A 23,487-nucleotide genomic window follows, 5' to 3' on the forward strand; every position below is an offset into this window, starting at 1 on the left:
ATGTTAAATACTCCATTTTCCCCATGGCCTTCTTTTTCTCAAGAAGAGGCTGATGCTGTTAGTAGCGTGATTTTATCTAACAAAGTTAATTATTGGACAGGCAATGAATGTCGTGAGTTTGAAAGAGAATTCGCTGCTTGGACTGGTTGTAATTACTCTATTGCTCTTGGAAACGGTACTCTTGCATTAGATCTTGCACTAAGGGCTTTGAATGTTGGTGAGGGTGATGAAGTTATTACAACGTCACGTACTTTCCTAGCTTCTGCCTCATCAATTGTTACTTGCGGAGCGTCACCAGTATTTGCCGATGTCGATCTTAACAGTCAAGCTATTACAGCAGAGTCAATCGCTGAAGTTCTTACTCCAAAAACTAAAGCCGTTATTGTTGTTCATTTAGCTGGTATGCCTGCAGAAATGGACGCAATTATGGATTTGTCAAAGAAGCATGGTTTCTTTGTTATTGAAGATTGTGCCCAAGCACACGGAGCTAAGTATAAAGGTTGCAGTGTGGGCTCTATAGGTCATATTGGTGCTTGGTCTTTCTGTCAGGATAAGATCATGACGACTGGTGGTGAAGGCGGTATGGTCACTACTAACGATAAAGCTCTTTGGCAAGATATGTGGTCTTATAAAGATCATGGCAAAAGTTTTGATGCTATTTATAATCGTGAACATCCGCCAGGTTTTCGTTGGTTGCATGATAGTTTTGGCACAAACTGGCGTATGACTGAGATGCAGGGAGTACTTGGTCGTATACAATTACAAAAAATGAGTGAGTGGACTGCAAAACGTCAATCGAATGGTAAGGCAATTGATACCGCTGTTCAGGGATTAAATATAGTTCGTTGTGTGGATGTACCTGATTATATCGAACACGCAGAGTATAAACACTATTTGTTTGTTTGTCCTGAGAATTTAAAAGAAGGTTGGACTCGTGATTTAATAATTGAAAAAATTGTCGAACAAGGCGTTCCAGCGTATCAAGGTAGTTGTTCAGAGGTTTATTTAGAGAAAGCTTTTGATAATACACCCTGGCGACCTGCCAACCGATTGCTAAATGCGATGGAGTTGGGAGAAACGAGTTTAATGTTTCTTGTACATCCTACACTGACCCAGGTCGAGATAAATAAAACTTGTGAAGTAATTCGCAGTGTTTTGCTATTAGCTCAAAAATAGCTTGGAATTTATTCAGTATAAAACCTGGGATTAAGTTGAAGCACAGGCTTACTGACAGAGTAAACTAAAAGGCTTTATTCATGTTAATTATGAATATAGCCTTGTTTTATAAATCATTAGTTAGCTTTCTTCTTTTCCTTATCCCCCAAGTAGCTTTCCATCTCTCATCAACAAATCAACAAATCAACAAATCAACAAATCAACAAATCAACAGTATTAGCACCCGTTATCAAAGCATTAGCTATAATAGGGCGCATACACATCAAATTAGTAAGCGAGTAACGCTATGTCCTAGCATGTGTGAAACATATAGCGGATTTTCATTCGGGCTGCGTAGTTTTACCCTTGTTTTTATAAGTGTTGGATACTAGAGCATTCTACTCACATAGTTAGTGGGTTTCTACTGGTGTGCCTGAAGGGCCGGTAAACACAAAGTTTGAATTAGATTAGCTTGCCTTTTTTATCCGTTTAAATTCATCATACACTGAATCACACATCCTAAGTTTATGGCGGGCTCTTCAATAAATTATGGCGTTTTCACATCACATGTTTCGCCATTGAGCCAGTTCTGCCTAATCTGGATTAAGCGATGGTCTAAGTAGATATGCTGCCATTCTAACTCATGCACTTTGCTAAAGAGGTGGTTAATTGGTTATAGAGTTAAGGTGGGTGAGAGCCTAGCCTTGCGAAGTGTTCGGTATTTTTTAGTTAAGTAGTAACAGCAACTCGCCTTCAAAATATGTTATTATCTTCGGCTTGATATAATCACTTTTATTCATGTAGTAGTCATCTTTTATGAAGCCTTCTTGCCAAATGGAGCAAAAAATGGACTTTTTGCAATGCTTGTTTTCACTAAAACGAGTGGAAAAACGAATAGTTAGCGTGTTAATTGACTCGTTATTTTTAGTTATCGCCTTTTGGGGCGCGGTACTTGTTCGTGTTGATGATATCAGTGCGCTGACGAATGGCACATATTGGTTACTTATAGCAAGCGTTGTGCCTCTGAGTATTCTAGGTTTCGCTAAACTAGGCCTATATCGTGCGGTACTGCGTTATATGGGGTTGCAAGCTCTGAGCGCTATTTTATTGGGTGTCGTCGTATCAACGGTTAGCTTAGTATTGGCCGCTTATTATTTCGATTCACAACTGCCTAGAACCGTACCAGTTATCTATTCTGCATTTGCACTGGTTTTTATTGGTGGCACGAGAACCATGGTCCGTGCGCTAGTTGGCACGGGGATGAAACGTAACGGTGAGCCGGTGATTATTTACGGTGCTGGTGTAAGTGGTCGCCAACTGGTAACTGCGCTAGTACAAAGCCATGAATATTATCCGTTTGCTTTTGTCGATGACGACAAGTCATTGCATGGCACGGTCATTCAAGGTGTGCATGTGCATTCGCCATCGATTATGCGTAAGCTCATAAGAGAAAAGCAGGCTACTAAGGTGTTACTCGCACTGCCTAGCGCGTCGCGTTCGCGCCGAAAAGAGATTTTATTATCATTAGAACAACTCGCTGTGCAGGTACTCACCTTACCGGCCATGGCCGATCTAGTTAGTGGTAACAAGCTTTATAGTGACATTAAAGAAGTCGAAATTGATGATCTTCTCGGCCGCGACAGTGTTAAGCCTCGTGATGATCTGATGACGGCTAATATCCAGAATAAAGTGGTGATGGTGACAGGCGCGGGGGGCTCTATTGGCTCTGAGTTATGCCGACAGATTATTAAGCAATCACCAAAGAAACTTGTGTTATTTGAGTTGTCTGAATTCGGGTTATATTCAATCGAGCGCGAACTTTCAGCTTTGGCTTCAGGGCTCGGGTTAGATGTTGAAATCTACCCAATGTTGGGTTCTGTGCAGCGAGAGAATCGTATACAAGCAGTTATGGAAGCGTTTGAGGTGCAAACTGTTTACCATGCAGCGGCCTACAAGCATGTGCCGTTAGTTGAACATAACGTAGTAGAAGGTGTGCGCAATAATGTGTTTGGTACGCTTTATACTGCACAAGCTGCAATCGCCGCAAAAGTAGAGACATTTGTGCTTATTTCTACCGATAAAGCAGTTCGACCAACCAATGTGATGGGCACAACAAAACGCTTAGCAGAGCTTGCTTTGCAAGCACTAGCAAACGAATCGCATTCAACACGTTTTTGCATGGTACGTTTTGGTAATGTGCTCGGTTCATCGGGTTCAGTGGTGCCACTCTTCAGAAAGCAGATTGCGGCAGGTGGCCCTGTTACGGTGACACATCCAGAGATCACCCGTTTCTTTATGACGATACCAGAAGCTTCGCAGTTGGTTATTCAAGCTGGCGCGATGGGCAAAGGTGGTGACGTATTTGTTTTGGACATGGGCAGTTCAGTTAAGATCGTCGATCTCGCGGCAAAAATGATCCGCTTAAGTGGTTTTGAAGTTAAAGATGATATGAATCCTGAGGGTGATATTGCTATTGAATTTAGTGGCCTTCGTCCTGGTGAGAAGCTGTATGAAGAGCTGCTAATTGGTGATGATGTGACGGGCACGAACCATGAGCGAATCATGACTGCCAATGAATCATATTTACCTTGGCATGAGCTTGAAATCATCCTAAAGCGACTAGATACAGCATGCCATGAGTTCCAGCATGAAGCGATCAGAGAGATCTTACTGAGCGCACCTACAGGTTTTAATCCTACTGATGGCATATGCGATTTAGTTTGGCAACAACGTGAAGGTGAGCATCAGCAGAGTAGCAAAGATGAAAATGTGCTTTCTATCGTTTCTTAAATTAATGGTTTGATCGTAACAAAGCCAGCTCATTGAGTTGGCTTTTTTGTTTAAGAGCGAATTTTTACTACAAAGCGCTATGCTTTCACGAAGGACACGAAGGACACGAAGGACACGAAGGACACGAAGAAGTGCGGGGAACAAAAGACTAGAGCATTTTCTAAATTTGTGATTGCTTTTCTTCGTGTAGCGTAGCGCTCTGTGTTCTTAGTAGTCTATGGTTCTAACTTGTACCTATTACAATTTCTGTATTCGGTAAGAGCTGGCGGAATTGATCGGCTAACGCTTGTTTGGCCTCTGTATCTCCATGGACGATTCGGATATGTTTCGGCTTATGTTCTATGCCTTTGACAAAATTAATAAGATCTTGCTGATCAGCATGGGCTGAATAGCCACTGATAGTATGTATGCCAGCCTTTATATCGATTTTCTCTCCCTCAATATACACGTAACCTCCAGTAGGTCCGTATTCTTGGATATCCCTTCCTGTTGTTCCTTTTGCTTGGTAACCCACAAATAGAATGTCTGCAGTCGGCTCAGGTAAAAAGCGCTGTAAATAGTTGACGATTCGCCCGCCTGTACACATTCCGCTAGCTGCAATCACAACGGCAGGCTTTTGTCTGCTGGCTAAATAATTGATCACCGCGAGATGATCTTGATGGCTATCAATGGTGTAAAGCTGACTAAAGTCGAGCGGATGACGTTGCTGCGCTAATACGGCTTTCGCTTCAGTGTCCCACAGATCCTTATATTTTATATATTGCTCGGTAAAGTTTGCGGCCATGGGGGAGTCAATAATTATCTCTATACTTTGCCACATATCGTTGTGTTGTTGGCTGAAGATAATTTGTTCTAACTCGTACAATAGCTCTTGAGTTCGACCAACGCTAAAAGCCGGAATGAGTACGATGCCATTATCGATTACTGATCTTTCTATCACTTGGCGTAAGCTATCTGATCTATGTTCTCGGTTATGATGATTTTTATCACCATAGGTGGACTCAATCACTAGGGTATCGGCACGATATGGGCTTTTAGGACTTGGTAGTAATGGGGTGTTGCTTGCGCCTAAGTCGCCAGAAAATACAACTGTATGGCTGTCTTTTTTCGTCCTTGTGTCACTTAGTTCTATTTCAACATAGGCAGAGCCTAGAATATGTCCAGCTACGTTAAACCGCGCCTTGGCTTGCTGAAATCCACTGTCACAGTTATTGACCTCCAAGCTAAACCATTGCTCATAATCAACGGGCTTGATTAACTGTTGTAAGCGTTTTAAATATAAACGAATTAATCGCTGATTTCTGGTAACACCAACCTTAAGCGCATCCTCTATGACTAATGGTAGCAATGCGGCCGTGGCTTTTGTCGCGTATATTGGGCCGTTGAAACCTGCTGCCAGTAGATATGGGATCCTGCCCACATGATCGATGTGGCAGTGAGTAACAATGAGTGCCGTTATATGGCTCAAGTCAAATTCAATTCTAAGTTGGTCGGCCGTGGTTTTACCTGCGGTTTCGGCTCCTTGAAATAGTCCACAGTCAATTAGAATGCTGGATTGCTTATTAATATCTAACTGGTGGCATGAGCCTGTCACACCATTAACAGCACCATGATGAATGATTTGCATAAATAACTTCCTTTGTTTAATCGCGATCCATAAGGCCTCGTTAGCTGTAGGTCAAGTGTTATATGTAGATTCTAGAATGTGGCGTAGCCACGGCGAGAGCGTCGCAATGCTCCTGCTAGATTCTAGGTTAAAGCAAAGACGGTTAAAAGCTGGAACAAGCTAAGACGGGAAAACGGAACGGCCTTTGGCCTGACGGAACACTTCGTTCACGGAATACGGAACGCTGCGCTGACGGTTAAAAGCTAAGAAGGGCGCTGCGCTTCGAGGGCGTGACTACGTCACTGCGAGAGCGTCGCGTTGCGACTTCTAGATGCTATAAAAGCAAAGACGGTGCAAGCTGAGACGGAAAAGCGGAACGGCCTTCGGCCATACGGAACACTTCGTCTCAGCCTTTGCTTGTGATTCTTTTAAGCTTATACCGTCAGCGCAGCGTTCTGTGAGTGAGCTTGCGAACGTCCTAGAATCTTATCGGTGAGTGAGCCTGCGAACGTTCTAGGCTCTAGAACCTAATTAGCTTTTACAAATGTGAGTCTAAAACAAGACTTTTTATCAACTGAGTGGTATTTTACGCGGATATTTCTTTTAAGGTTTTATGATGAAAATTGCTATAGCAGGGACAGGCTATGTCGGCCTGTCAAACGCGGTATTGTTGGCGCAAAAAAACACCGTCATGGCGGTTGATATTGTTGCTGAAAAAGTAGAGATGATTAATCAAGGTCAATCACCTATAGCCGATGTTGAGATAGAAGATTATCTGAGTAATCATAAACTTGATTTAACTGCTACATTAGACAAACAATTAGCGTATCAAGATGCAGACTATGTGATTATTGCAACACCTACCGATTACGATACCCAAACTAATTATTTTAATACCTCATCGGTTGAAGCGGTTATCCAGGATGTATTAGCCATTAATCCTGATGCTGTAATGGTGATCAAATCGACTGTGCCTGTAGGTTATACCGAGTCAGTTAAGCAGAAGTTTAATACTCAGAATATTATTTTCTCACCTGAGTTTTTACGTGAAGGTCGTGCGCTATACGATAACTTGCACCCATCGCGTATCATTATCGGTGAGCGCTCAGAACGAGCTGAAGTATTCGCTAACTTACTGAGTGACGCAGCGCTTAAAGAAAACATCGATATCCTTTATACCAATTCGACTGAAGCCGAAGCGGTTAAGTTGTTCTCTAATACCTACCTTGCAATGCGTGTAGCCTACTTCAACGAGCTAGACAGTTACGCAGAATCTCATGGTTTAGATTCACGCCAAATCATTGAAGGTGTCGGCTTAGATCCACGAATTGGTAGCCATTATAACAATCCATCTTTTGGTTACGGTGGTTACTGCCTGCCGAAAGATACTAAGCAACTGCGTGCGAATTACCAAAATGTGCCTAACAGTTTGATTAGCGCGATTGTTGATGCAAATTCTACCCGTAAAGACTTTATAGCTGATTCTATTATTAAGAAGCAGCCTAAAGTCGTGGGTATATACCGCCTAATTATGAAGTCAGGTTCTGATAACTTCCGTGCTTCATCTATTCAAGGCATTATGAAGCGCATAAAAGCTAAGGGAATCGAAGTCGTGGTATTTGAGCCTGTGCTTAATGAACCCGAGTTCTTTAACTCGCGTGTTATGCAAGATTTGAATGAATTTAAACAGCTTTCAGATGTCATAGTGTCAAACCGTATGGTTGATGAGCTTGCTGACGTAGCTGAAAAAGTTTATACCCGCGATCTATTTGGGTCGGATTGATTAAAAGCTGGAACAAGCAGAGACGGAAAAGCGGAACGGCCTTCGGCCTGACGGTTAAAAGCTAAGAAGGGCGCTTCGCTTCTAGGCTCTAGGAAAAGCAGGTTCTAGGCTTTTATGTAGGTTGGCATTTATGCCATCAGCTCTTTTGGTATTTGTATGATGTTGATGGGCTAAAGCCCAACCTACAAAAGAAGGTTAGGAGCCAGAAGCACCAAGAAGATTCTAGGTACAGGCTAAGACGAATAAGCAGAAATTAGAAGAGAATAAGAAAGGTTACTGGTGGCGCGTTTGGGCTTTTGGCTTTTCTAGTAGGCCAGAGGCCTTCCTAGAAGTGAGCTTGCGAACGCTCTCGTAGTGAAGCGTCCTAGAACCTTCTTTAACAAAAGAGATTTTTATGAAGTATTTAGTAACAGGTGCGGCAGGTTTTATTGGTTCAAAAGTTAGTGAGCGCTTATGCGCTGCGGGTCATGAAGTGGTTGGTATTGATAATATCAACGATTACTATGACGTAAACTTAAAATTAGACCGTCTTAAAAATTTGGAGCCACAGGCTCTTTTTTCATTTAAGAAGTTAGACTTAGCAGACAGAGAAGGCATTGCCGCTCTGTTCGCTGAGGAGGGATTTGATAGAGTGATCCACTTGGCTGCGCAAGCCGGAGTTCGCTACTCTATTGATAACCCAATGGCCTATGCCGATAGTAACTTAGTCGGGCATCTGACCATTTTAGAAGGTTGTCGTCACCATAAGATCCAACATCTAGTCTATGCGTCATCAAGCTCTGTTTATGGCCTAAATTCAAAAATGCCATTCTCAACTGACGACAGTGTCGATCACCCAATATCTCTGTATGCGGCGACCAAGAAAGCCAATGAGCTGATGTCACATACCTATTCTCATCTTTATGGTGTACCAACAACCGGCCTGCGCTTCTTTACTGTTTATGGTCCTTGGGGACGCCCAGATATGGCGCTGCTTAAGTTCACCAATAAAATCGTGAAAGGTGAGGCGATTGATGTTTATAACCACGGTAATTTGAGCCGCGATTTCACCTATATCGATGATATTGTAGAAGGCATTATTCGTATTCAAGACAGTATTCCAGCTGTTAATCCAGAGTGGAATGCTGCTGAGGCAACTCCTGCGACTAGCTCTGCACCGTACCGTGTGTTCAATATCGGTAATGGTAGCCCAGTTAAGTTGATGGATTATATTTCTGCACTTGAGAAGTCGTTAGGTATCGAAGCCATTAAAAATATGATGGATATGCAACCCGGCGATGTACATTCAACTTGGGCAGATACCGAAGATTTATTCAAAACTGTAGGTTACAAGCCACAAACTAGCGTCGAAGAGGGCGTACAGAAGTTTGTTGAGTGGTATAAAGAGTATTATCTTAAAAGCTGAGAAGGGCGCTGCGCTTCGAGGGCGTGACTACGTCACTTCGAGAGCGTCGCGTTGCGACTTCTAGATTCTAGGTTAAAGCAAAGACGGTACAGGCTGAGACGGTAAGCGGAACAAGCTAAGACGGTTAAAAGCCGGAACAAGCCAAGACGGGAAAACGGAACAAGCAAAGACGGAAAAGCGGAACAAGCAAAGACGGAAAAGCGGAACAAGCCAAGACGGAAAAGCGGAACAAGCCAAGACGGAAAAGCGGAACAAGCAAAGACGGAAAAGCGGAACGGCCTTCGGCCTTACGGAACACTTCGTTCACGGAATACGGAACGCTTCGCTGACGGTTAAAGGCTAAGAAGGGCGCTGCGCTTCGAGGTTAAAAGCGAAGAAGGTTCTAGGCTTTTATGTAGGTTGGCATTTATGCCATCAGCTCTTTTGGTATTTGTATAATGCTGATGGGCTAAAACTTATAAAGTGGAACGGCCTGTGGCCTTACGGAACACTTCGTTCACGGAGTACGGAACGCTGCGCTGACGGTTAAAAGCTAAGAAGGTTCTAGGCTTTTATGTAGGTTGGCATTTATGCCATCAGCTCTTTTGGTATTTGTATAATGCTGATGGGCTAAAGCCCAACCTACAAGGGACGGTTAAAAGCAGGTACAGGCTGGGACTGTTAAAAGCCGGAACAAGTTGAGACGGAAAAGCGGAACAAGCAAAGACGCTGTTGTTTTTTGCTTTTGATTTCCTAGCAGGCCGAAGGTCGCTCTCGAAGCGAAGCGTCCTAGCAGTGAGCTTGCGAACGTCCTAGAATCTTATCGGTGAGTGAGCCTGTGAACGTTCCGTCTTCCGTGAGCGAAGCGTTCGTCTTTGCTTTTTTTCTAGCAGGCCGAAGGCCGCTCTCGAAGCGCAGCGCCCTAGCCGTGAGCTTGCGAACGTCCTAGAATCTTATCGGTGAGTGAGCTTGTGAACGTTCCGTCTTCCGTGAGCGAAGCGTTCGTCTTTGCTTTTTTCTAGCAGGCCAAAGGCCGTTCTCGAAGCGAAGCGCTCTCGCAGTGAGTTTACGAACGCCCTAGGTCCTAGAACCTTCTTTTACTACGTTATAAAGAGCATGATGAAATTAATCCCGACTACCATTCCTGATGTGCTGCTGTTTGAACCGAAAGTATTTGGTGACGAACGTGGCTTCTTCATGGAAACTTTTCGTCAATCAGAGTTTGAGGCGCTATTTGCCGAAGTGGGTATGGCTTGCCCACGCTTTGTGCAAGAGAATATGAGCCGTTCGGCTAAAAATGTACTACGTGGTCTGCATTATCAAGAAGTACAGGCACAAGGTAAGCTTATTCGCGTGACTGCTGGTAGTATTTTCGATGTTGCCGTCGATATTCGCAAAGACTCAAAAACCTATGGTCAGTGGTTTGGGCAAGTGCTGTCTGCTGAAAACCGCCTGCAGATGGATATCCCACCGGGCTTTGCCCACGGCTTTTTAACCTTGAGCGAACATGCTGACATTATCTACAAATGCACTGATTATTATGCGCCCGAGTTTGAGAAGTGTATTGCTTGGAATGATCCTCAATTAAATATTCAATGGCCGTTAGAAGCGGGCGCAGAGCCAATTTTGTCGGAGAAGGATGGGAAGGCTGCGCTGACGATTAAAGGCTAAGAAGGGCGCTGCGCTTCGAGGGCGTGACTACGTCACTTCGAGAGCGTCGCGTTGCGACTTCTAGATTAAAGGCTAAGAAGGGCGCTGCGCTTCGAGGACGTGACTACGTCACTGCGAGAGCGTCGCGTTGCGACTTCTAGATTCTAGGTTAAAGCAAAGACGGTACAGGCTAAGACGGAAAAGCGGAATGGCCTTCGGCCTTACGGAACACTTCGTCTTAGCCTTTGCTTTTGATTCTTTTAAGCTTATACCGTCAGCGCAGCGTTCCGTGAGTGAGCTTGTGAACGTTCCGTCTTCCGTGAGCGAAGCGTTCGTCTTTGCTTTTTTCTAGCAGGCCGAAGGCCGTCCTCGAAGCGAAGCGTCCTCGCAGTGAGCTTGCGAACGTCCTAGAACCTTATTTATTCAGTGAGCTTGCGAACGCCCTAGTATCTACAGCCACTCCTCTAACGCTTCAAATGCTGTTGGCGTATCCTTTCCCCAAAAAAGTTCGCTAACGCTTTGGTAGCTCTCTCGGTAGCTTTTCTTTTGCTTGACGATAGCCTCTGGTGCTAATGCCCCTAGTAACTCATTAAAACTAGTGCATTTAGGGGCGATAACAGGGAGCTTTTCGGCGTATTCGTACATATCGCGGCAATCTTGTTGATAGTGGGCTTCATCGAAGCGATAGAAGCAGATAGGCGTGTTTAGTGGCAGGGCATCGATAAATAAAGAGGAATAGTCGGTGATAAGCAGATCCACCTCTTGCAAGAAGCCATATACGTCTTCTAACTGCGAAATATTGATGATATTAGGGTAACTCGTCAGCTCATCTGCCAAGCTTGCCTCATTTGGGTGTAGTCGTAGTAAAAATAGTTGGTTATTAGTAACTAAGTGATTCGATAACTGTTGCCAGTCAAAAGCGCTGCTGTAAGGGTTACCTTGTTTGTGGCTATCGCGCCAAGAGGGGGCATACAGGATGATGCTAGGCTTATCAGCTTGGTCATCGCTCTCGTGATCACTGTGGTAATGGCTCTGGCTCGCACTTTGGCTCGCACCTTGAAGAGCGTTTTGATTGAGTTGCGTGCGCTGACTTGGGTGAATTATGTAGTAATCGGTTCTTGGATTAGTTGCGCGTAAAAGCTGTGAGCTGTTAAGTCTAAATGCGCTACTAAAGAGGGAGTCGATAAGTGGACTTGGGCTTAACATTAAATCGGGAGTGATGCGTTGCTGGTGGGCAAATAGCCATTGCTTATATAACGCTAAGCTTCCTTTTGGGTTAAACACTTGCGCCATAGGGCCTGCGTTAATGTCGAACTCAATTTTTTTCATCGGCAATCCATGCCATAGATTCACCTTCAGCGCTCCATTTGCAAGCCACTGATTAATATCGCCGATATAACTATTATAGAAGTAGTATTTGGCGGTTAGGGCGTGATAAATCCCCTTCATCGACCAGCGATAATAAACCTCCAAGTTTTGACTCTGTAGTTGTTTAATTACATCTTGATCGCCGCTAATCCAGATACAACGGATGAATTTTGTTTGCTGCCAATGTAAATACAAGTATTTACTGTTGTCGCAATACCTTTCCTTGTAGCTACCAAACAGTGCCTTGTTTGAGCTGCGAGGGGAGAGAGCCGAGAGTGTAAATATCAGCTTTCTGATAATCGCCTTTATCCAGTCAAAAATAGCGTGCTGCATTACTTATTTATCTTCTTGGTCGATACTGAACGGTTTGTGCTTGGGTCATTGCTAGCCCCAGTCTTGGGATGCGCTAAATTACTCTTGATCTCGGTGGTCGAGATCTCGCCTGTTCTATCTAAATAGATAACCTCACACAGTATAGATAGTTCGTCAAACTCGCCTTTCCAATCATCGCCCATACCAAAGATACTGACATCATATTTACAGATATCCTTCGCCTTTTGATTCCAGTGAGTCTCAGGCACAACCATATCCACGTATTTGCAGGCTTCAACAATTTCAGCCCGCTGAAAGTAACTAAAAAATGCGGCCTTTCCCTTCATGGCATTAAACTCATCGGTCGATACCGCAACAATCAGTTTGTCGCCTAGGGCTTTTAAACGCTTAAACAAGCGTACATGGCCGTAGTGAAATAGATCGAATGTGCCATAGGTGATAATCGTTTTCATAATGACTCTCCTCTAAAGGAACTTGCTGAATGTCGTTAAGGCATGGTGCTTCCTAATCTCTTGTTAACTCTGAATGTGTTTGTTGATGGTTAGCGTAACTAAATGACTGCCTGATGAGCTTAAGATTCTTACTCTTTTGCTTCGATAGCATGAACTCCGTTTCGATAAGTGTTTTTTCCTCGTCGGGAAGGGTAAAGGGCAGTAGTTGCAATGGTCCATATAGTCCGTATTCACTATTGGTGGATTGCTGTTGCGGCTGTAAAAATGGCGTACGCCCAAACAGTTTTAGCTGCCCTGTTATTACGAGGTAGAGCTGGGGAAGCCGACTGAGAAAGAGTGATTTAAGATCCCAGCGCCAGCAGGAGTAAACTCTGTTATTTAGCTCGACTCTTTCTTTTATCCGCCAGCCTTTACTTGAGCCTGTCAGGCTGATAAGCAACAGGAGTGGGGATACGAGCAGCCCTAACATAAACAGAAGCAAGGCACATAATCTATCGAACCGCTTTACTCTGTTATTTGGTGATACGGTATGGTTTCTCGCTATGATGCTGTCATCGTTAAGCCTGATGGCCGCCCCAGTCTGTGGCGTTAACAGCATATCTTTGCAGATAATCGCATTGCTTACGTTTAGCCCTTGGCCTACGTATGAGTCATCGAGAATAATGCAGTTTTTGAGTCTGCATTTAGCTTCTATAAGGCAGTTCTTACCCACAATCACGCTCTGCTCCATGTTAACGCTTTCATCTATCCAGCTGTTGTCGCCAATCACTCCCCAAGCGTTCTGCATTCTCAGTTGCCCTGTCTTGGTTTGGCTGCCGATATAAAAACCATTAGCTTCATCAGCGCTACTGCAATAGCGGCCTTTTGGCGTGGCGCCCACGACCTTTTTTAGAGCCATAGCCTGATTGGCCTGCATATATTCATCGAGTGAGTTGAGCATAAAGCAGTCGCCATGCAACACCTGGGTGACTGTGTTACCCATACTGTTTCCCTGAGTCGAGGCCTTATGCTCAGTTTGGTCATTAGAGAGAGGCCAATTGAGCTTCTCTGTATGCTTTATGGCGGCGGGGAGCATCATTAAGCCTGCATTTTGGTTGTCGAGCTTTGCAATAACAAAGCTTTCGCTCATCTGTTTGCTAAATTGCAAAAACGAATTGATACATGGGCTTCTGAGTATGTCACCGCGGGCAAGTAAGACTGGCTCGGTCTTATCCAGCGCCAGCCTTGGGATGATCTTGGAGGCATCTTCCTGCTCTTTACTCAGAAAATAGTCGACCTCTAACCCCCAAAGCTCCCCATTACCGACTAAGGCTTTTATTTCGTTAACGTGGGTTGAGATCACCAGCTTTACTCGCTTCACTCCCGCCTCGGCGAGATCTTCTAATGTGTACTCGATAACGCTTTTATTACTGATTGGTAATAAGGCTGGGCAGTAATAACTGCTCAATGGTGCCAGCTCACTGCCGTTACGGTTTGCAAAAATAATCGCTTGCATATGCAACTCCTTAATACGCGCCACGGGCAAAAATAACGGCGGGAATCGTTTTCAGCAGCAACAGCAGATCAGCACTAAACGATTGTTGATAGATATAATCGATATCGAGTTCAACCTGCTGCTCAAATGGAATGGTTGAACGGCCGGAGACTTGCCAAATACAGGTGATGCCAGGCTTTATCGTCAAGCGATTTCTATGGTGTAGCTTGTACTGCTTTACTTCGCTGACTAGGGCTGGACGGGGGCCGACTAACGACATGTCGCCTTTAAGTACATTCCATAGTTGGGGTAACTCATCGATTGAGGCCTTACGGAGCACGCGTCCAACTAAGGTGATCCTAGGATCATTCTTTATCTTAAAAATGATGCCGCCATCCATTTCGTTACTGTGGTTTAATGTCGCCAGTCTCTGCTCTGCATCTTGGTACATAGAGCGAAACTTCCACATGGTAAATGGCTTGTTATTAAGCCCGGCTCTAGGCTGACTAAATAGCACTGCACCTCTAGACTCACAGCGGATAAGTAGCGCGATACAGATTAAAAACGGCAATAGCAGGACTAATAGGCTCGATGAGACCAAGATGTCGAATAAGCGCTTAGCGCCACGACCGAGATGTCTATTTAGATTAAACATTGCTCGGCGCAGGTTAGCTTGCTTAGCATCAAACTGCGGGACTTCTCGGTTCTTACTGGTCGCTTTATTGAGCTCAGTTTGAAGCTGCAGTTTGGTAAGGTTAGCGTCTGCTGTTGCTTTCGTTGTCCAAGGTGTGTGTGGGTGATTGTGTTGCTTCTTTAGCTGACGGTTTTCTCGCCACACGCGAAATAGAAAGCTTGGGTTGCCTATGATATAGCGTTTCCACATTCTCTTAGGCTCTTGAAGTAAACGGTAACTCCATTCAAACCCCATCTGTCTTAGCCATAAGGGGGCGCGTTTGATACGGTTTGCGTAAAAATCGAAAAGACCGCCAACACCTATCCCAATAGAACAGGTGAGTCGCTGCTTATTGGCAGCAAGCCATAACTCTTGCTTTGGTGCCCCCATAGCCACAAGTAGAATATCGGCTTTAGACTCATTAATTGTATCTATGACGCCTTGATTGTCTTCACTGCTTGCCTCGCTATTGAAATAACCTGAATGACAGCCTGCAATATTGAGTTTTGGGTATCGCTGCTGCATGTTATTGGCAGCGGCTTTTGCAACTCCTGGGCGACCACCTAACAAAAAAATTGACAGGTTATTGGTTGCGGCGAGCTGACAAAGGCGTGGAAACATGTCGGTGCCATTGAGGTTATCTTGCAGTGCTTTCGCTTTACTTAGGCAGGCTAGTCGAACGCCAATGCCATCGGCGAAAATGCGCTGAGTCTGTTGTAAACACTGACGATAAGACTCGTCTTGAGTACTAATATTGAGGCAGTCAGCGTTAACAAAGGCGTAGTGTTGCATAGGCTGAGGCTTTCGCTGACATTGGTGTAGCACTTCATTTAATAGTTGCGCCATGGTCCAGTTATCAAGTTTGATGCCGAATACACAGATCTCCGGGTTGTTTCTGCTTGGCTTATTAAAGGCGATACGAGTGACAGCCAATACAATCAAAAGCCTTACGAGTGCAAGCAGATAGTGGGCTAGGCTGCTATGGGCCTTATCAAGCGATCTAGGAGCAACCTCAAAACGCAGTCCGGTTGCGGCGTTCATCTGTTCAATTGAGGTGAGTCCAGGCTTAATAGGATAGATTTTCTTAGGGGCTTTAACAGTTTCTTTATTCGCTAAGCTATTGCTGAAGCTGGTGGTTGCTTGCTTATCTGCTGACGACTTATCTGTTGTTAACCTATCTGTCGCTAACTGCTCAAGATTCGTGTCAGCATGTGCATCTTCTTTTAGCAGTGCGAACTTCTGCTCAGTACCTAAAACTGAAATCTCCCCACTTAACAAGTTAAATAATACCGGCAGCTTCTTAAACCAGCCCGTATAGGAAAATTGTTTTAAGCCTATGTTCTTATGGTCTAAGCCGTGAATATACACAGTTTCAAATGCACTATTTTGACTGAAAGCACTCTTAAGGTAGCCATATAACATAAATGGCGAGCTTATAATTAACATCAGCAAAGCGATGAGGAAGTCGAAACAGCGAATACTAAAACGAGATTGGCCATGATAAGCGGCTTGGGCCGTTGACTCTGTGTTCGAGACTGTATCCGAGACTATATTCGAGTCGGTATTCAAGTTGGTATTTTCCATTATTGAGTCCCTTCTGGCTTATAGTGTTAATACATAATCTAGAACTTGCATATACTAGGCCATAATTTATATCTTTAATATTCAGTGCATTACCTTGTTTGTTGGGGGGTTGAACTTAAAGTGGTTGAGTCATTTGCATCTTGCAAGGCAGGGTGCAAATGACTCTAGAGGAGGTAGTTGGAGTTACTTTAGCAGCGCAGCGTTTACGCCATCGCGGTTGATTTTTGCGGCCTGAATACGCCCGAGTAACCGTTGAGCCAGATTTTCACAAAGCTGGTAGAGTCTTAGTGGTAGCAGTTTTAATAGGTAGGCAGCTGCCATTGTGGCTAAGGTACGTCCGGTTTCAGCTTGAATGATCTCTGGGGCGGTCTTAAGAGCAAGATGCAGGTATTTAACCGCCTGTTTCCCGTTTTTATTTCGAATGGCTTGTCTTGCTATGTACCTGAGCTGGTAGGCTCGTGCTTTATCTTCATGTTGTGCTAAAAGTGCTGGCGCATAGCCTTTGGCTTTATTGATCATATTTTCCCAAGAGGCATATTGTTTATTAAGATCTGCGGATAGCCCTTGTGCATTTAAGCGATAGAAGGTTAGAGGCGCTGGGATCCCCTCTATTCTCCAATGGGTGGTGGTCACAATCCTTAGCCAGCATTCAATATCTTCAGATTGGCGAAAGTTCTCATCGAAGTAGCAGCTATGGGGTTGGCTCTTATTAAACGCTTGGTAGCGAATATCTGTTAGGGTTTCACGGCGAATAACAGGTGCAGAGCCATTACCCACAGGGTTGCGGCAGAGCAGATCTTGTGCCTGAATATTGGTGAGCTGAGGCATTTGATAGACATTGAGTTTTTGTCCTTGATAGTCCATGAACAGCGATCGCGAAAAGCTAATTCCCACTTCGGGCGCGTTGTCGAGATGGACAACGTGTTGTGCAAGTTTTTCGTTGTGCCACATGTCATCTGAATCGAGAAATGCCACATATTGGCCTATGGCGTGGCGAATGCCAGTATTTCTCGCCGCAGCGAGACCTTGGTTATGTTCATGTTCAATAATTCTAATTCTAGGATCGTTAATACGTTTGCAGATAGCCAAGCTGTTATCGGGTGAGCAGTCGTTAATAAGCAGTAGCTCAAAGTGTTTAAAGCTTTGGTTTAGTACTGAGTTAATCGCATCTTCAACAAAAGCTTCAACATTATAGATGGGCATCACCACCGAAACCTTTATTGATGCGACTTTCCTGTTGGATAAATTAGCAGTCATAATGTGCCTCCGAGCGGTAATGGGCGGTGTCGGGTATGGATTGAGTTAGCTTTAAATAGAGGGTGAAACTTGGCATAACCAAAATGTGTGCTAATAAGATCCCTAATGCCACGGCTTGCAGACCCCATAGGCTAGACAGTGCAATAGTGATGGCTAAGATAACGGTGAACGCGCTGTTATATAACAGGTTTAGCTGACTTCTACCTGAGCTAATTAAATACTGACTGGCGGCTTCGCCCAGTGGCCTCACTAAACCGCTCAGGCAAAGTAGGATGAAGATAGGAAGAGCCCCCGCATCTAACCATTTCTGACCATAAACCCAAGGGACATACAGCGGTGCTAATAGAGCTTGTAAGCTGATAATTGGCAGTGTCAGTAACATGATGAACTTAAGAGATTGAAGATACTTCTGTTCTAATGTCAGCTGCTTAGGGTCGGCTTCTTTACCTGTTTGACAAAGGTAGGAATAAAGCGCTGTACCGTAGCTTTGAACTAACCCAAGACTAATGCCTAAACTGGCATTGAAGGCAAAGAAGTAGACGCCTAATGCTTCTATACCGAGAAAATAGCCCACTAAGATGTAATCAATATTTTGCCTTAATGCGATAGCGAGATCTCCGAGGCCAACCTGCAGGCCGAATTTGAGAATGGCTCGGGATCTTTCTGGTAGTAGTTGCCATCTAGGCTCTGATGCACTGCCAGCTAAAAGCTCCGGCAAGGGATTATGGTATCTATGAACCCCAATCCATATAAATACCACAATGATTTTGGGCAAAATAATGGCCCAAATTCCAAGCCCGAGTAAAGCAAAGCTGCCGGTGAGTATTGCATCAAATACTGTCTGCCATAGTACAGCTCTACCTACCACACGCATCCGATTTAAACGTAGATTGATTGCAGCGTAGAGCATGCCAAAGGGGAGCAGTAAATAGCTTGTTGCCATGAGTATCATGGGAAGAATTAGCTGCAAGTCATCGTAGTAGATTGCAAGCGGCCAGCTGAGTAAGCTCATGGCAACGAAGGCGGTTATCGCGGCTAACCAGTTAACTCGGTTGGCCGCAGATAGAGATCGTTTAAGTTGGTTATCATCCATCTTAATTAGTGCCGCACTAGAGATGCGGCGGGTTGGTGTGCAGATAAGCTCGAAGCAGGTGAGAATGATGGCAACCTGACCGAAAACTTCTGGAGTGAGTAATCGTGCAATGATAATGCTGGAACCAAGACGAACCACGCGACCAAGTACTTGAGCCGATCCTAGCCAAAAAAGACCTTTGGCCAGTGCACCGTTTAACAGTGTCGATAGTGATCTTTTGTATAGCGATTCACTTTGCATATAGAGCACCTGCTTTAGAGGAACATCGAGTAACTGCTGTTCGAGCTATCTGGCCTTAGCCAGTAGTACCTATCTTTAATACAGAGTTCATGCCAACCTTTCTCCCTAAGATTTTTCATTGTTAACTTGTTGTTTATTAGTCTTATTTAGGATGATTAAACCTAGAATTAATCATGGAGGTGGATGCTGGTGGCATTGGGTTCGCATATTGCGAATCAGAATGAAAGGGCGCTGCGCTTCGAGGGCGTGACTACGTCACTTCGAGAGCGTCGCGTTGCGACTTCTAGGCTAAAGGCGAAGAAGGCCCTAGGCTCTAGGAAAGGCAGGTTCTAGGCTTTTATGTAGGTTGGCATTTATGCCATCAGCTCTTTTGGTATTTGTATAATGTTGATGGGCTAAAGCCCAACCTACAAGAGATGGTTAAAAGCCGGAACAAGCTGAGACGGAAAAACGGAACGGCCTGTGGCCTTACGGAACACGGAACGTTCGCGGGCTCACTTACGGAAAAGCGCTGCTATCCATTGTAGGTCGGCATTTATGCCGTCAGCTTTTTTGGTTTTTGTAAGACTTGTTGATGGGCTAAAGCCCAACCTACGTAAAGCGAAAGAAGGGCGGAGTGCTTCGAGGTACAAGCTGAGACGGAAAAGCGGAACGGCCTGTGGCCATACGAAATACGGAACGTTCGCGGGCTCACTTACGGGAAAGCGCCGCTATCCATTGTAGGTCGGCATTTATGCCGTCAGCTTTGCGCAGTTGTTTTGTTATGAGCTAAGCTCAACAGATAAAGACGCATGAGTTAGTACTTAAAATGTATGTGCAATGCTTTCCTTAACTTAAGAAGCTATTCTTTTTTGTAGGTCGGCATTTATGCCGTCGAGCCTTACAGTAGGAGATTAAGATGTCATGGAGTGACTTACGAAATGGTCGTTTTTCACAAGAGGGCGGTGAATACTTTATTACTTTTAATACAGATAACAAGCGGGAGTATTTCAGCGATTTCAATTTAGCTTGTCTATTTTGCTTACAAATAGCTATAAATGAACGTAAACATAATTGTATTTGGTTAACTTGGGTATTGATGCCAGATCATTTTCATGGGCTGTTACGTTTAGGGAAGAACGCTGAGTTATCCATGGTTGTAGGAGCATTAAAAGGAGCTAGCAGTTTTGCCATCAATAAGGAGTTAAAGCGTACAGGCCGCTTATGGCAAGCATCATTTTACGATCATGCTTTACGACTTGATGATGACAGAGAAAACATTAGTCGATATATAGTGGCTAATCCATTAAGAAAAAATTTAGTTAAGCGTATTGGTGATTATCCCTTTTGGAATTCCATTTATTTGTAGGTCGGCATTTATGCCGTCAGCTTTTTTGGTTTTTGTAATACTTGTTGATGGGCTAAAGCCCAACCTACGTAAAGCGAAAGAAGGGCGCTGCGCTTCGAGGGCGTGGCTTCGCCACTTCGAGAGCGTCGCGTTGCGACTTCTAGGCTAAAGGCGAAGAAGGCCCTAGGCTCTAGGAAAGGCAGGTTCTAGGCTTTTATGTAGGTTGGCATTTATGCCATTAGCTCTTTTGGTATTTGTATAATGTTGATGGGCTAAAGCCCAACCTACAAGAGACGGTTAAAAGCCGGTACAAGCTGAGATGGTTAAAAGCCGGAACAAGCTGAGACGGAAAAGCGGAACAAGCAAAGGCGTTGCTGTTTTTTGCTTTTGATTTTCTAGCAGGCCGAAGGCCGCTCTCGAAGCGAAGCGCTCTAGCCGTGAGCTTGCGAGCGTTCTAGAATCTTGCCGGTAAGTGTGCTTGTGAACGTTCCGTCTTCTGTAAGCGAAGCGTTCGTCTTAGCCTTTGCTTGTGATTCTTTTAAGCTTATACCGTCAGCGCAGCGTTCCGTGAGTGAGCTTGTGAACGTTCCGTCTTCCGTGAGCGAAGCGTTCGTCTTTGCTTTTTTTCTAGCAGGTCGAAGGCCGTCCTCGCAGTGAGCTTGCGAACGCCCTAGAATCTGCTTTTACCTAGGTTCTTGCTTCTTTTAAAGCCGCTCCGACGATTACAAGCCCCGGCCAGAATAGATAGGCGAGGATCTCCAGATTTTCACCGAATGTATATAAAAACAGCTGAAAGATGATTGAGACGGCAACGGCGCTTAGGGCTGAGTGAAAAAGGGTTTTTAGCAGAGCTAACAGGGTGACAAGTAGAGGAATCGCTAAGGCGATAGCGCCTACAATACCTTTCACAAATAATAAGCCATACCAAGTATGGTGGGAGCCAATCGGCATATATTCCACTAGGTGTGGGCCACGTTCCACAATGCCGTGTCCCCAGACTACAGCTTCATTGGCCCAGCGCTCGAGGGCAATATTAGCCAACTCCTGGCGCACACGGGTAGAGCCAGCTCGGGCGGCTTTAAAGGCTGCCACGCTTTGTTGCATCTTCTCGACAACATAAATTCCTGCCCCTCCAAGCAACATAAAGACGGGCGTCGCTGCAAAGTAAACCCATGGAGATCGACACCAGCGGATAAACATAAAAAAGCCTATCAGCAATAGGTAACACACTAAAGCTAGTCGAGATTGCGACAGCAAAATCATACAAAAGCTGCCTGCAAAGCCATAGAACTTGAATCGTTTGGATTTTTCTTGAATGGCAAAGGTAAAGAATAGATTACCAAGCATGCCTAAGGCTGGTGCCCAGGGAGTAAAGAGTCGCCACCTAGGTAAACCACTTGCTGGGTCTATCTCATATAGGCTGACGTTGAAAAACTCGGGGCCTGGGCCGCCAATAATGCTTAAGGGCGAGGTGTACAGTGTGCTGGGAAGTTTTACTACCCAAGCGAGTATGAAGATTGGCAGCAGGATAAGTGTGTGTTTGCAGACGATACAACAGGCCCGATAGATAAGCTCAGGCCTGATCTGTAGGCTGCCCAGTAGTGGAAATATAGCCAAAAGAGCCCAGCCTTTTGCCCAGCCGATACTGGACTTTATCAGTTTAGCTAGGCCTAAATCGTGTGTCAGATGGCCGATCACCAGTGCCAATAACATCATAGCCATAGCGACTAGCCAGCAAGTTTGTGTTTTGCTGACGGTATAACTTTTTTTATCCAGTAATACTCGCTTTAGCATGCGTAGCAGTAATATCCAGGCAATAACGGGGGCAACGAGATACATAGCACCTAAAACCCAGAACAGATAGGTGCCTGTAATTGAGCGCCAGATGATTACTTCGTCAGAATTTTCTGGAGTATAGGTTTGCGGATCCATAGCATTCCCATCCCTGCAATCAGTGAAATTGAAGCCGCTACGCCGCCAACTATTGCCAGTAGAGAGCGCAAGTTATCGGGCTGTTCTGCTAATGTCGGTGCTGCCATCAGTTGCAGTAATGGATAGGCTGCGTATATGTCGGCTTTACCTAGGTCCATTTTTGCTAGTGCGGAGGTAAAAACTGCGGTAGCGACTTGGTGTTCTCGTTGCAGTCCTTCGAGCTTTGCTGCATCGTCGTTACTGTCGGTAAACCTGTGGTCCCAGTCATGGATCTGATCTGACAGGGTATCAATCTGATGCCTAAGCCCTTCGGCTTTGGTATTGAGCGAGAGTAATTCCTGCATAAGCTGAGCCCGGCCATCTAAATCATCAGCAGACAGCATCAGCATTAGACGCTTATCGTTATAGCCAAGTAGCGTCTTGCACCGTCGAGTTAATGCGTTAAGTACAGACTTTTGCTCATCTTTATAGGTGACGACCTTTGGGTGACGCTTGCCAAAGCGACTGCTGTACTCTGCAAGTGTCGCAGTGACATTGGTATAGCTGATGAGTAGCTGTTGAAATAGCTGATCATTTTTCAAGGTCAGTAATCCCGCCGCCTGTTTTGGCGTTAAGCTTAGGTGGATTTCTAGCATTTTCTGGCTGGCTTTAACGCCTTGTAGCTCTGAGACTAAATTGACTTTGTTATGTCTCAGTCTCTCCATGGTTAAGGCCAGTTCTTTGAATTGATCTAGTGAAACAAGTCCGTGTATCGATTGAAACTCGAGTAATTTCTCTTGAGTTAAATTCACTTTATTGGCAAAGGTGGCCATACCAACTCGAATGGCATCCTCGCGCTGCTCAATTTCATCTCGGCGAAGCTCGGCTAACAATGCTTGCAAGCTGTGATAATGTGCCCAGGCTTTTTGCTGCGCGCCCTTGGGCGTAGGACCTTTTATACTGAATTGCATGAGCCCGGTTTGGTTAGGTAGTTTTAATTTTGGCATGCCAAATTCGCTGCCTTTAAGGTGCATTGTTTTTGCGGCGGCATTGATCAGGGTTTTACTCGTTGCAATGGATTTATAGTTGACCCTAGGGTCGATTGCGCTACTCGCATAAGGGGAGTTGGTAGAGCTATTAGCTTGCCCCACACTATCTAGGCTAACTAAGGCTCCCGCGCCAGGCCCGGGTAAAATAAGCGTCCATTGGCTGATGTAACGGCTTGGGCTCAAAATCGTAAATAGCAGCACTAAAAGCCAGATACTTAGCAGTAGTAGTGAGGTGACGATGAGATAGGCACGCCTTCTCTTTTTCACCGGTAGCTGACTACCGTTTACAAAGTAGTGCTTTAACCATAAAAGAGGTCTGGAGGAGTGTTTTGTTTGCATCATAACCTCCTTGTATCGC

The 23,487-nt window shown here is 44.8% G+C and carries 15 protein-coding genes; 6 read left to right on the forward strand and 9 right to left on the reverse strand.

Annotated features, from left to right (window positions below; translation table 11 throughout):
* The coding region (locus K5Q92_RS15060; RefSeq protein WP_220769810.1) for a DegT/DnrJ/EryC1/StrS aminotransferase family protein at positions 1-1,176 on the forward strand (1,176 nt) is incomplete at its 5' end.
* A gap of 825 nt (positions 1,177-2,001) precedes the next feature.
* Positions 2,002-3,945 (forward strand): nucleoside-diphosphate sugar epimerase/dehydratase, encoded by a 1,944-nt coding sequence (locus tag K5Q92_RS15065; protein WP_220769811.1) that lies wholly within the window; start codon positions 2,002-2,004, stop codon positions 3,943-3,945.
* A gap of 223 nt (positions 3,946-4,168) precedes the next feature.
* Here K5Q92_RS15065 and K5Q92_RS15070 read toward each other — a convergent pair whose 3' ends face one another.
* Entirely contained in the window at positions 4,169-5,572 is a 1,404-nt protein-coding gene (locus K5Q92_RS15070; RefSeq protein ID WP_220769812.1) for an MBL fold metallo-hydrolase RNA specificity domain-containing protein, read from the reverse strand.
* Between the two features lie 595 nt (positions 5,573-6,167).
* Here K5Q92_RS15070 and K5Q92_RS15075 point away from each other — a divergent pair.
* The 3 genes from K5Q92_RS15075 (at position 6,168) to rfbC (ending at position 10,389) form a co-directional block, all read left to right on the forward strand.
* Positions 6,168-7,334: a nucleotide sugar dehydrogenase gene (locus tag K5Q92_RS15075; protein ID WP_220769813.1), complete on the forward strand. Its 1,167-nt coding sequence runs from the start codon at positions 6,168-6,170 to the stop codon at positions 7,332-7,334.
* Between the two features lie 394 nt (positions 7,335-7,728).
* Positions 7,729-8,739 carry an NAD-dependent epimerase gene (locus K5Q92_RS15080; protein WP_220769814.1) on the forward strand — a complete coding sequence of 337 codons (1,011 nt, stop codon included), beginning with the start codon at positions 7,729-7,731 and terminating at the stop codon, positions 8,737-8,739.
* A gap of 1,098 nt (positions 8,740-9,837) precedes the next feature.
* Positions 9,838-10,389 (forward strand): dTDP-4-dehydrorhamnose 3,5-epimerase, encoded by a 552-nt coding sequence (gene rfbC / locus K5Q92_RS15085; protein WP_220769849.1) that lies wholly within the window; start codon positions 9,838-9,840, stop codon positions 10,387-10,389.
* Between the two features lie 429 nt (positions 10,390-10,818).
* On the opposite strand, the gene K5Q92_RS15090 is transcribed toward rfbC, so the two are convergent.
* The 6 genes from K5Q92_RS15090 to K5Q92_RS15115 all read right to left on the reverse strand — a co-directional run bounded on the left by K5Q92_RS15090 (position 10,819) and on the right by K5Q92_RS15115 (position 18,842).
* Positions 10,819-12,069, reverse strand: a complete 1,251-nt coding sequence (locus tag K5Q92_RS15090; RefSeq protein WP_220769815.1) for a CDP-glycerol glycerophosphotransferase family protein — start codon at positions 12,067-12,069, stop codon at positions 10,819-10,821.
* Positions 12,069-12,521, reverse strand: a complete 453-nt coding sequence (locus K5Q92_RS15095; RefSeq protein WP_220769816.1) for an adenylyltransferase/cytidyltransferase family protein — start codon at positions 12,519-12,521, stop codon at positions 12,069-12,071. Before K5Q92_RS15095 ends, K5Q92_RS15090 begins: the two co-directional genes overlap by 1 nt.
* Before the next feature lie 52 nt (positions 12,522-12,573).
* On the reverse strand, positions 12,574-14,016 hold the full coding sequence (locus K5Q92_RS15100) for a sugar phosphate nucleotidyltransferase (protein ID WP_220769817.1): 1,443 nt from the start codon (positions 14,014-14,016) through the stop codon (positions 12,574-12,576).
* 10 nt (positions 14,017-14,026) lie between these two features.
* Complete coding sequence (locus K5Q92_RS15105) at positions 14,027-16,252, reverse strand: WecB/TagA/CpsF family glycosyltransferase (protein WP_220769818.1); 2,226 nt, start codon at positions 16,250-16,252, stop codon at positions 14,027-14,029.
* Positions 16,253-16,435: 183 nt separating this feature from the next.
* Entirely contained in the window at positions 16,436-17,509 is a 1,074-nt protein-coding gene (locus tag K5Q92_RS15110; protein WP_220769819.1) for a glycosyltransferase family 2 protein, read from the reverse strand.
* Entirely contained in the window at positions 17,499-18,842 is a 1,344-nt protein-coding gene (locus K5Q92_RS15115) for an oligosaccharide flippase family protein (protein ID WP_220769820.1), read from the reverse strand. The genes K5Q92_RS15110 and K5Q92_RS15115 overlap by 11 nt, the downstream gene beginning before the upstream one ends.
* A gap of 898 nt (positions 18,843-19,740) precedes the next feature.
* On the opposite strand from K5Q92_RS15115, the gene K5Q92_RS15120 reads away from it, so the two are divergent.
* Positions 19,741-20,190, forward strand: a complete 450-nt coding sequence (locus K5Q92_RS15120; protein ID WP_220769821.1) for a transposase — start codon at positions 19,741-19,743, stop codon at positions 20,188-20,190.
* Between the two features lie 666 nt (positions 20,191-20,856).
* On the opposite strand, the gene K5Q92_RS15125 is transcribed toward K5Q92_RS15120, so the two are convergent.
* Entirely contained in the window at positions 20,857-22,101 is a 1,245-nt protein-coding gene (locus tag K5Q92_RS15125; protein ID WP_220769822.1) for an O-antigen ligase family protein, read from the reverse strand.
* Positions 22,059-23,471 carry an exopolysaccharide biosynthesis protein gene (locus K5Q92_RS15130; RefSeq protein ID WP_308443598.1) on the reverse strand — a complete coding sequence of 471 codons (1,413 nt, stop codon included), beginning with the start codon at positions 23,469-23,471 and terminating at the stop codon, positions 22,059-22,061. Before K5Q92_RS15130 ends, K5Q92_RS15125 begins: the two co-directional genes overlap by 43 nt.
* Positions 23,472-23,487 lie beyond the last annotated feature (16 nt).

Source organism: Shewanella sp. MBTL60-007, assembly GCF_019654915.1.
Taxonomy (GTDB): domain Bacteria; phylum Pseudomonadota; class Gammaproteobacteria; order Enterobacterales; family Shewanellaceae; genus Shewanella.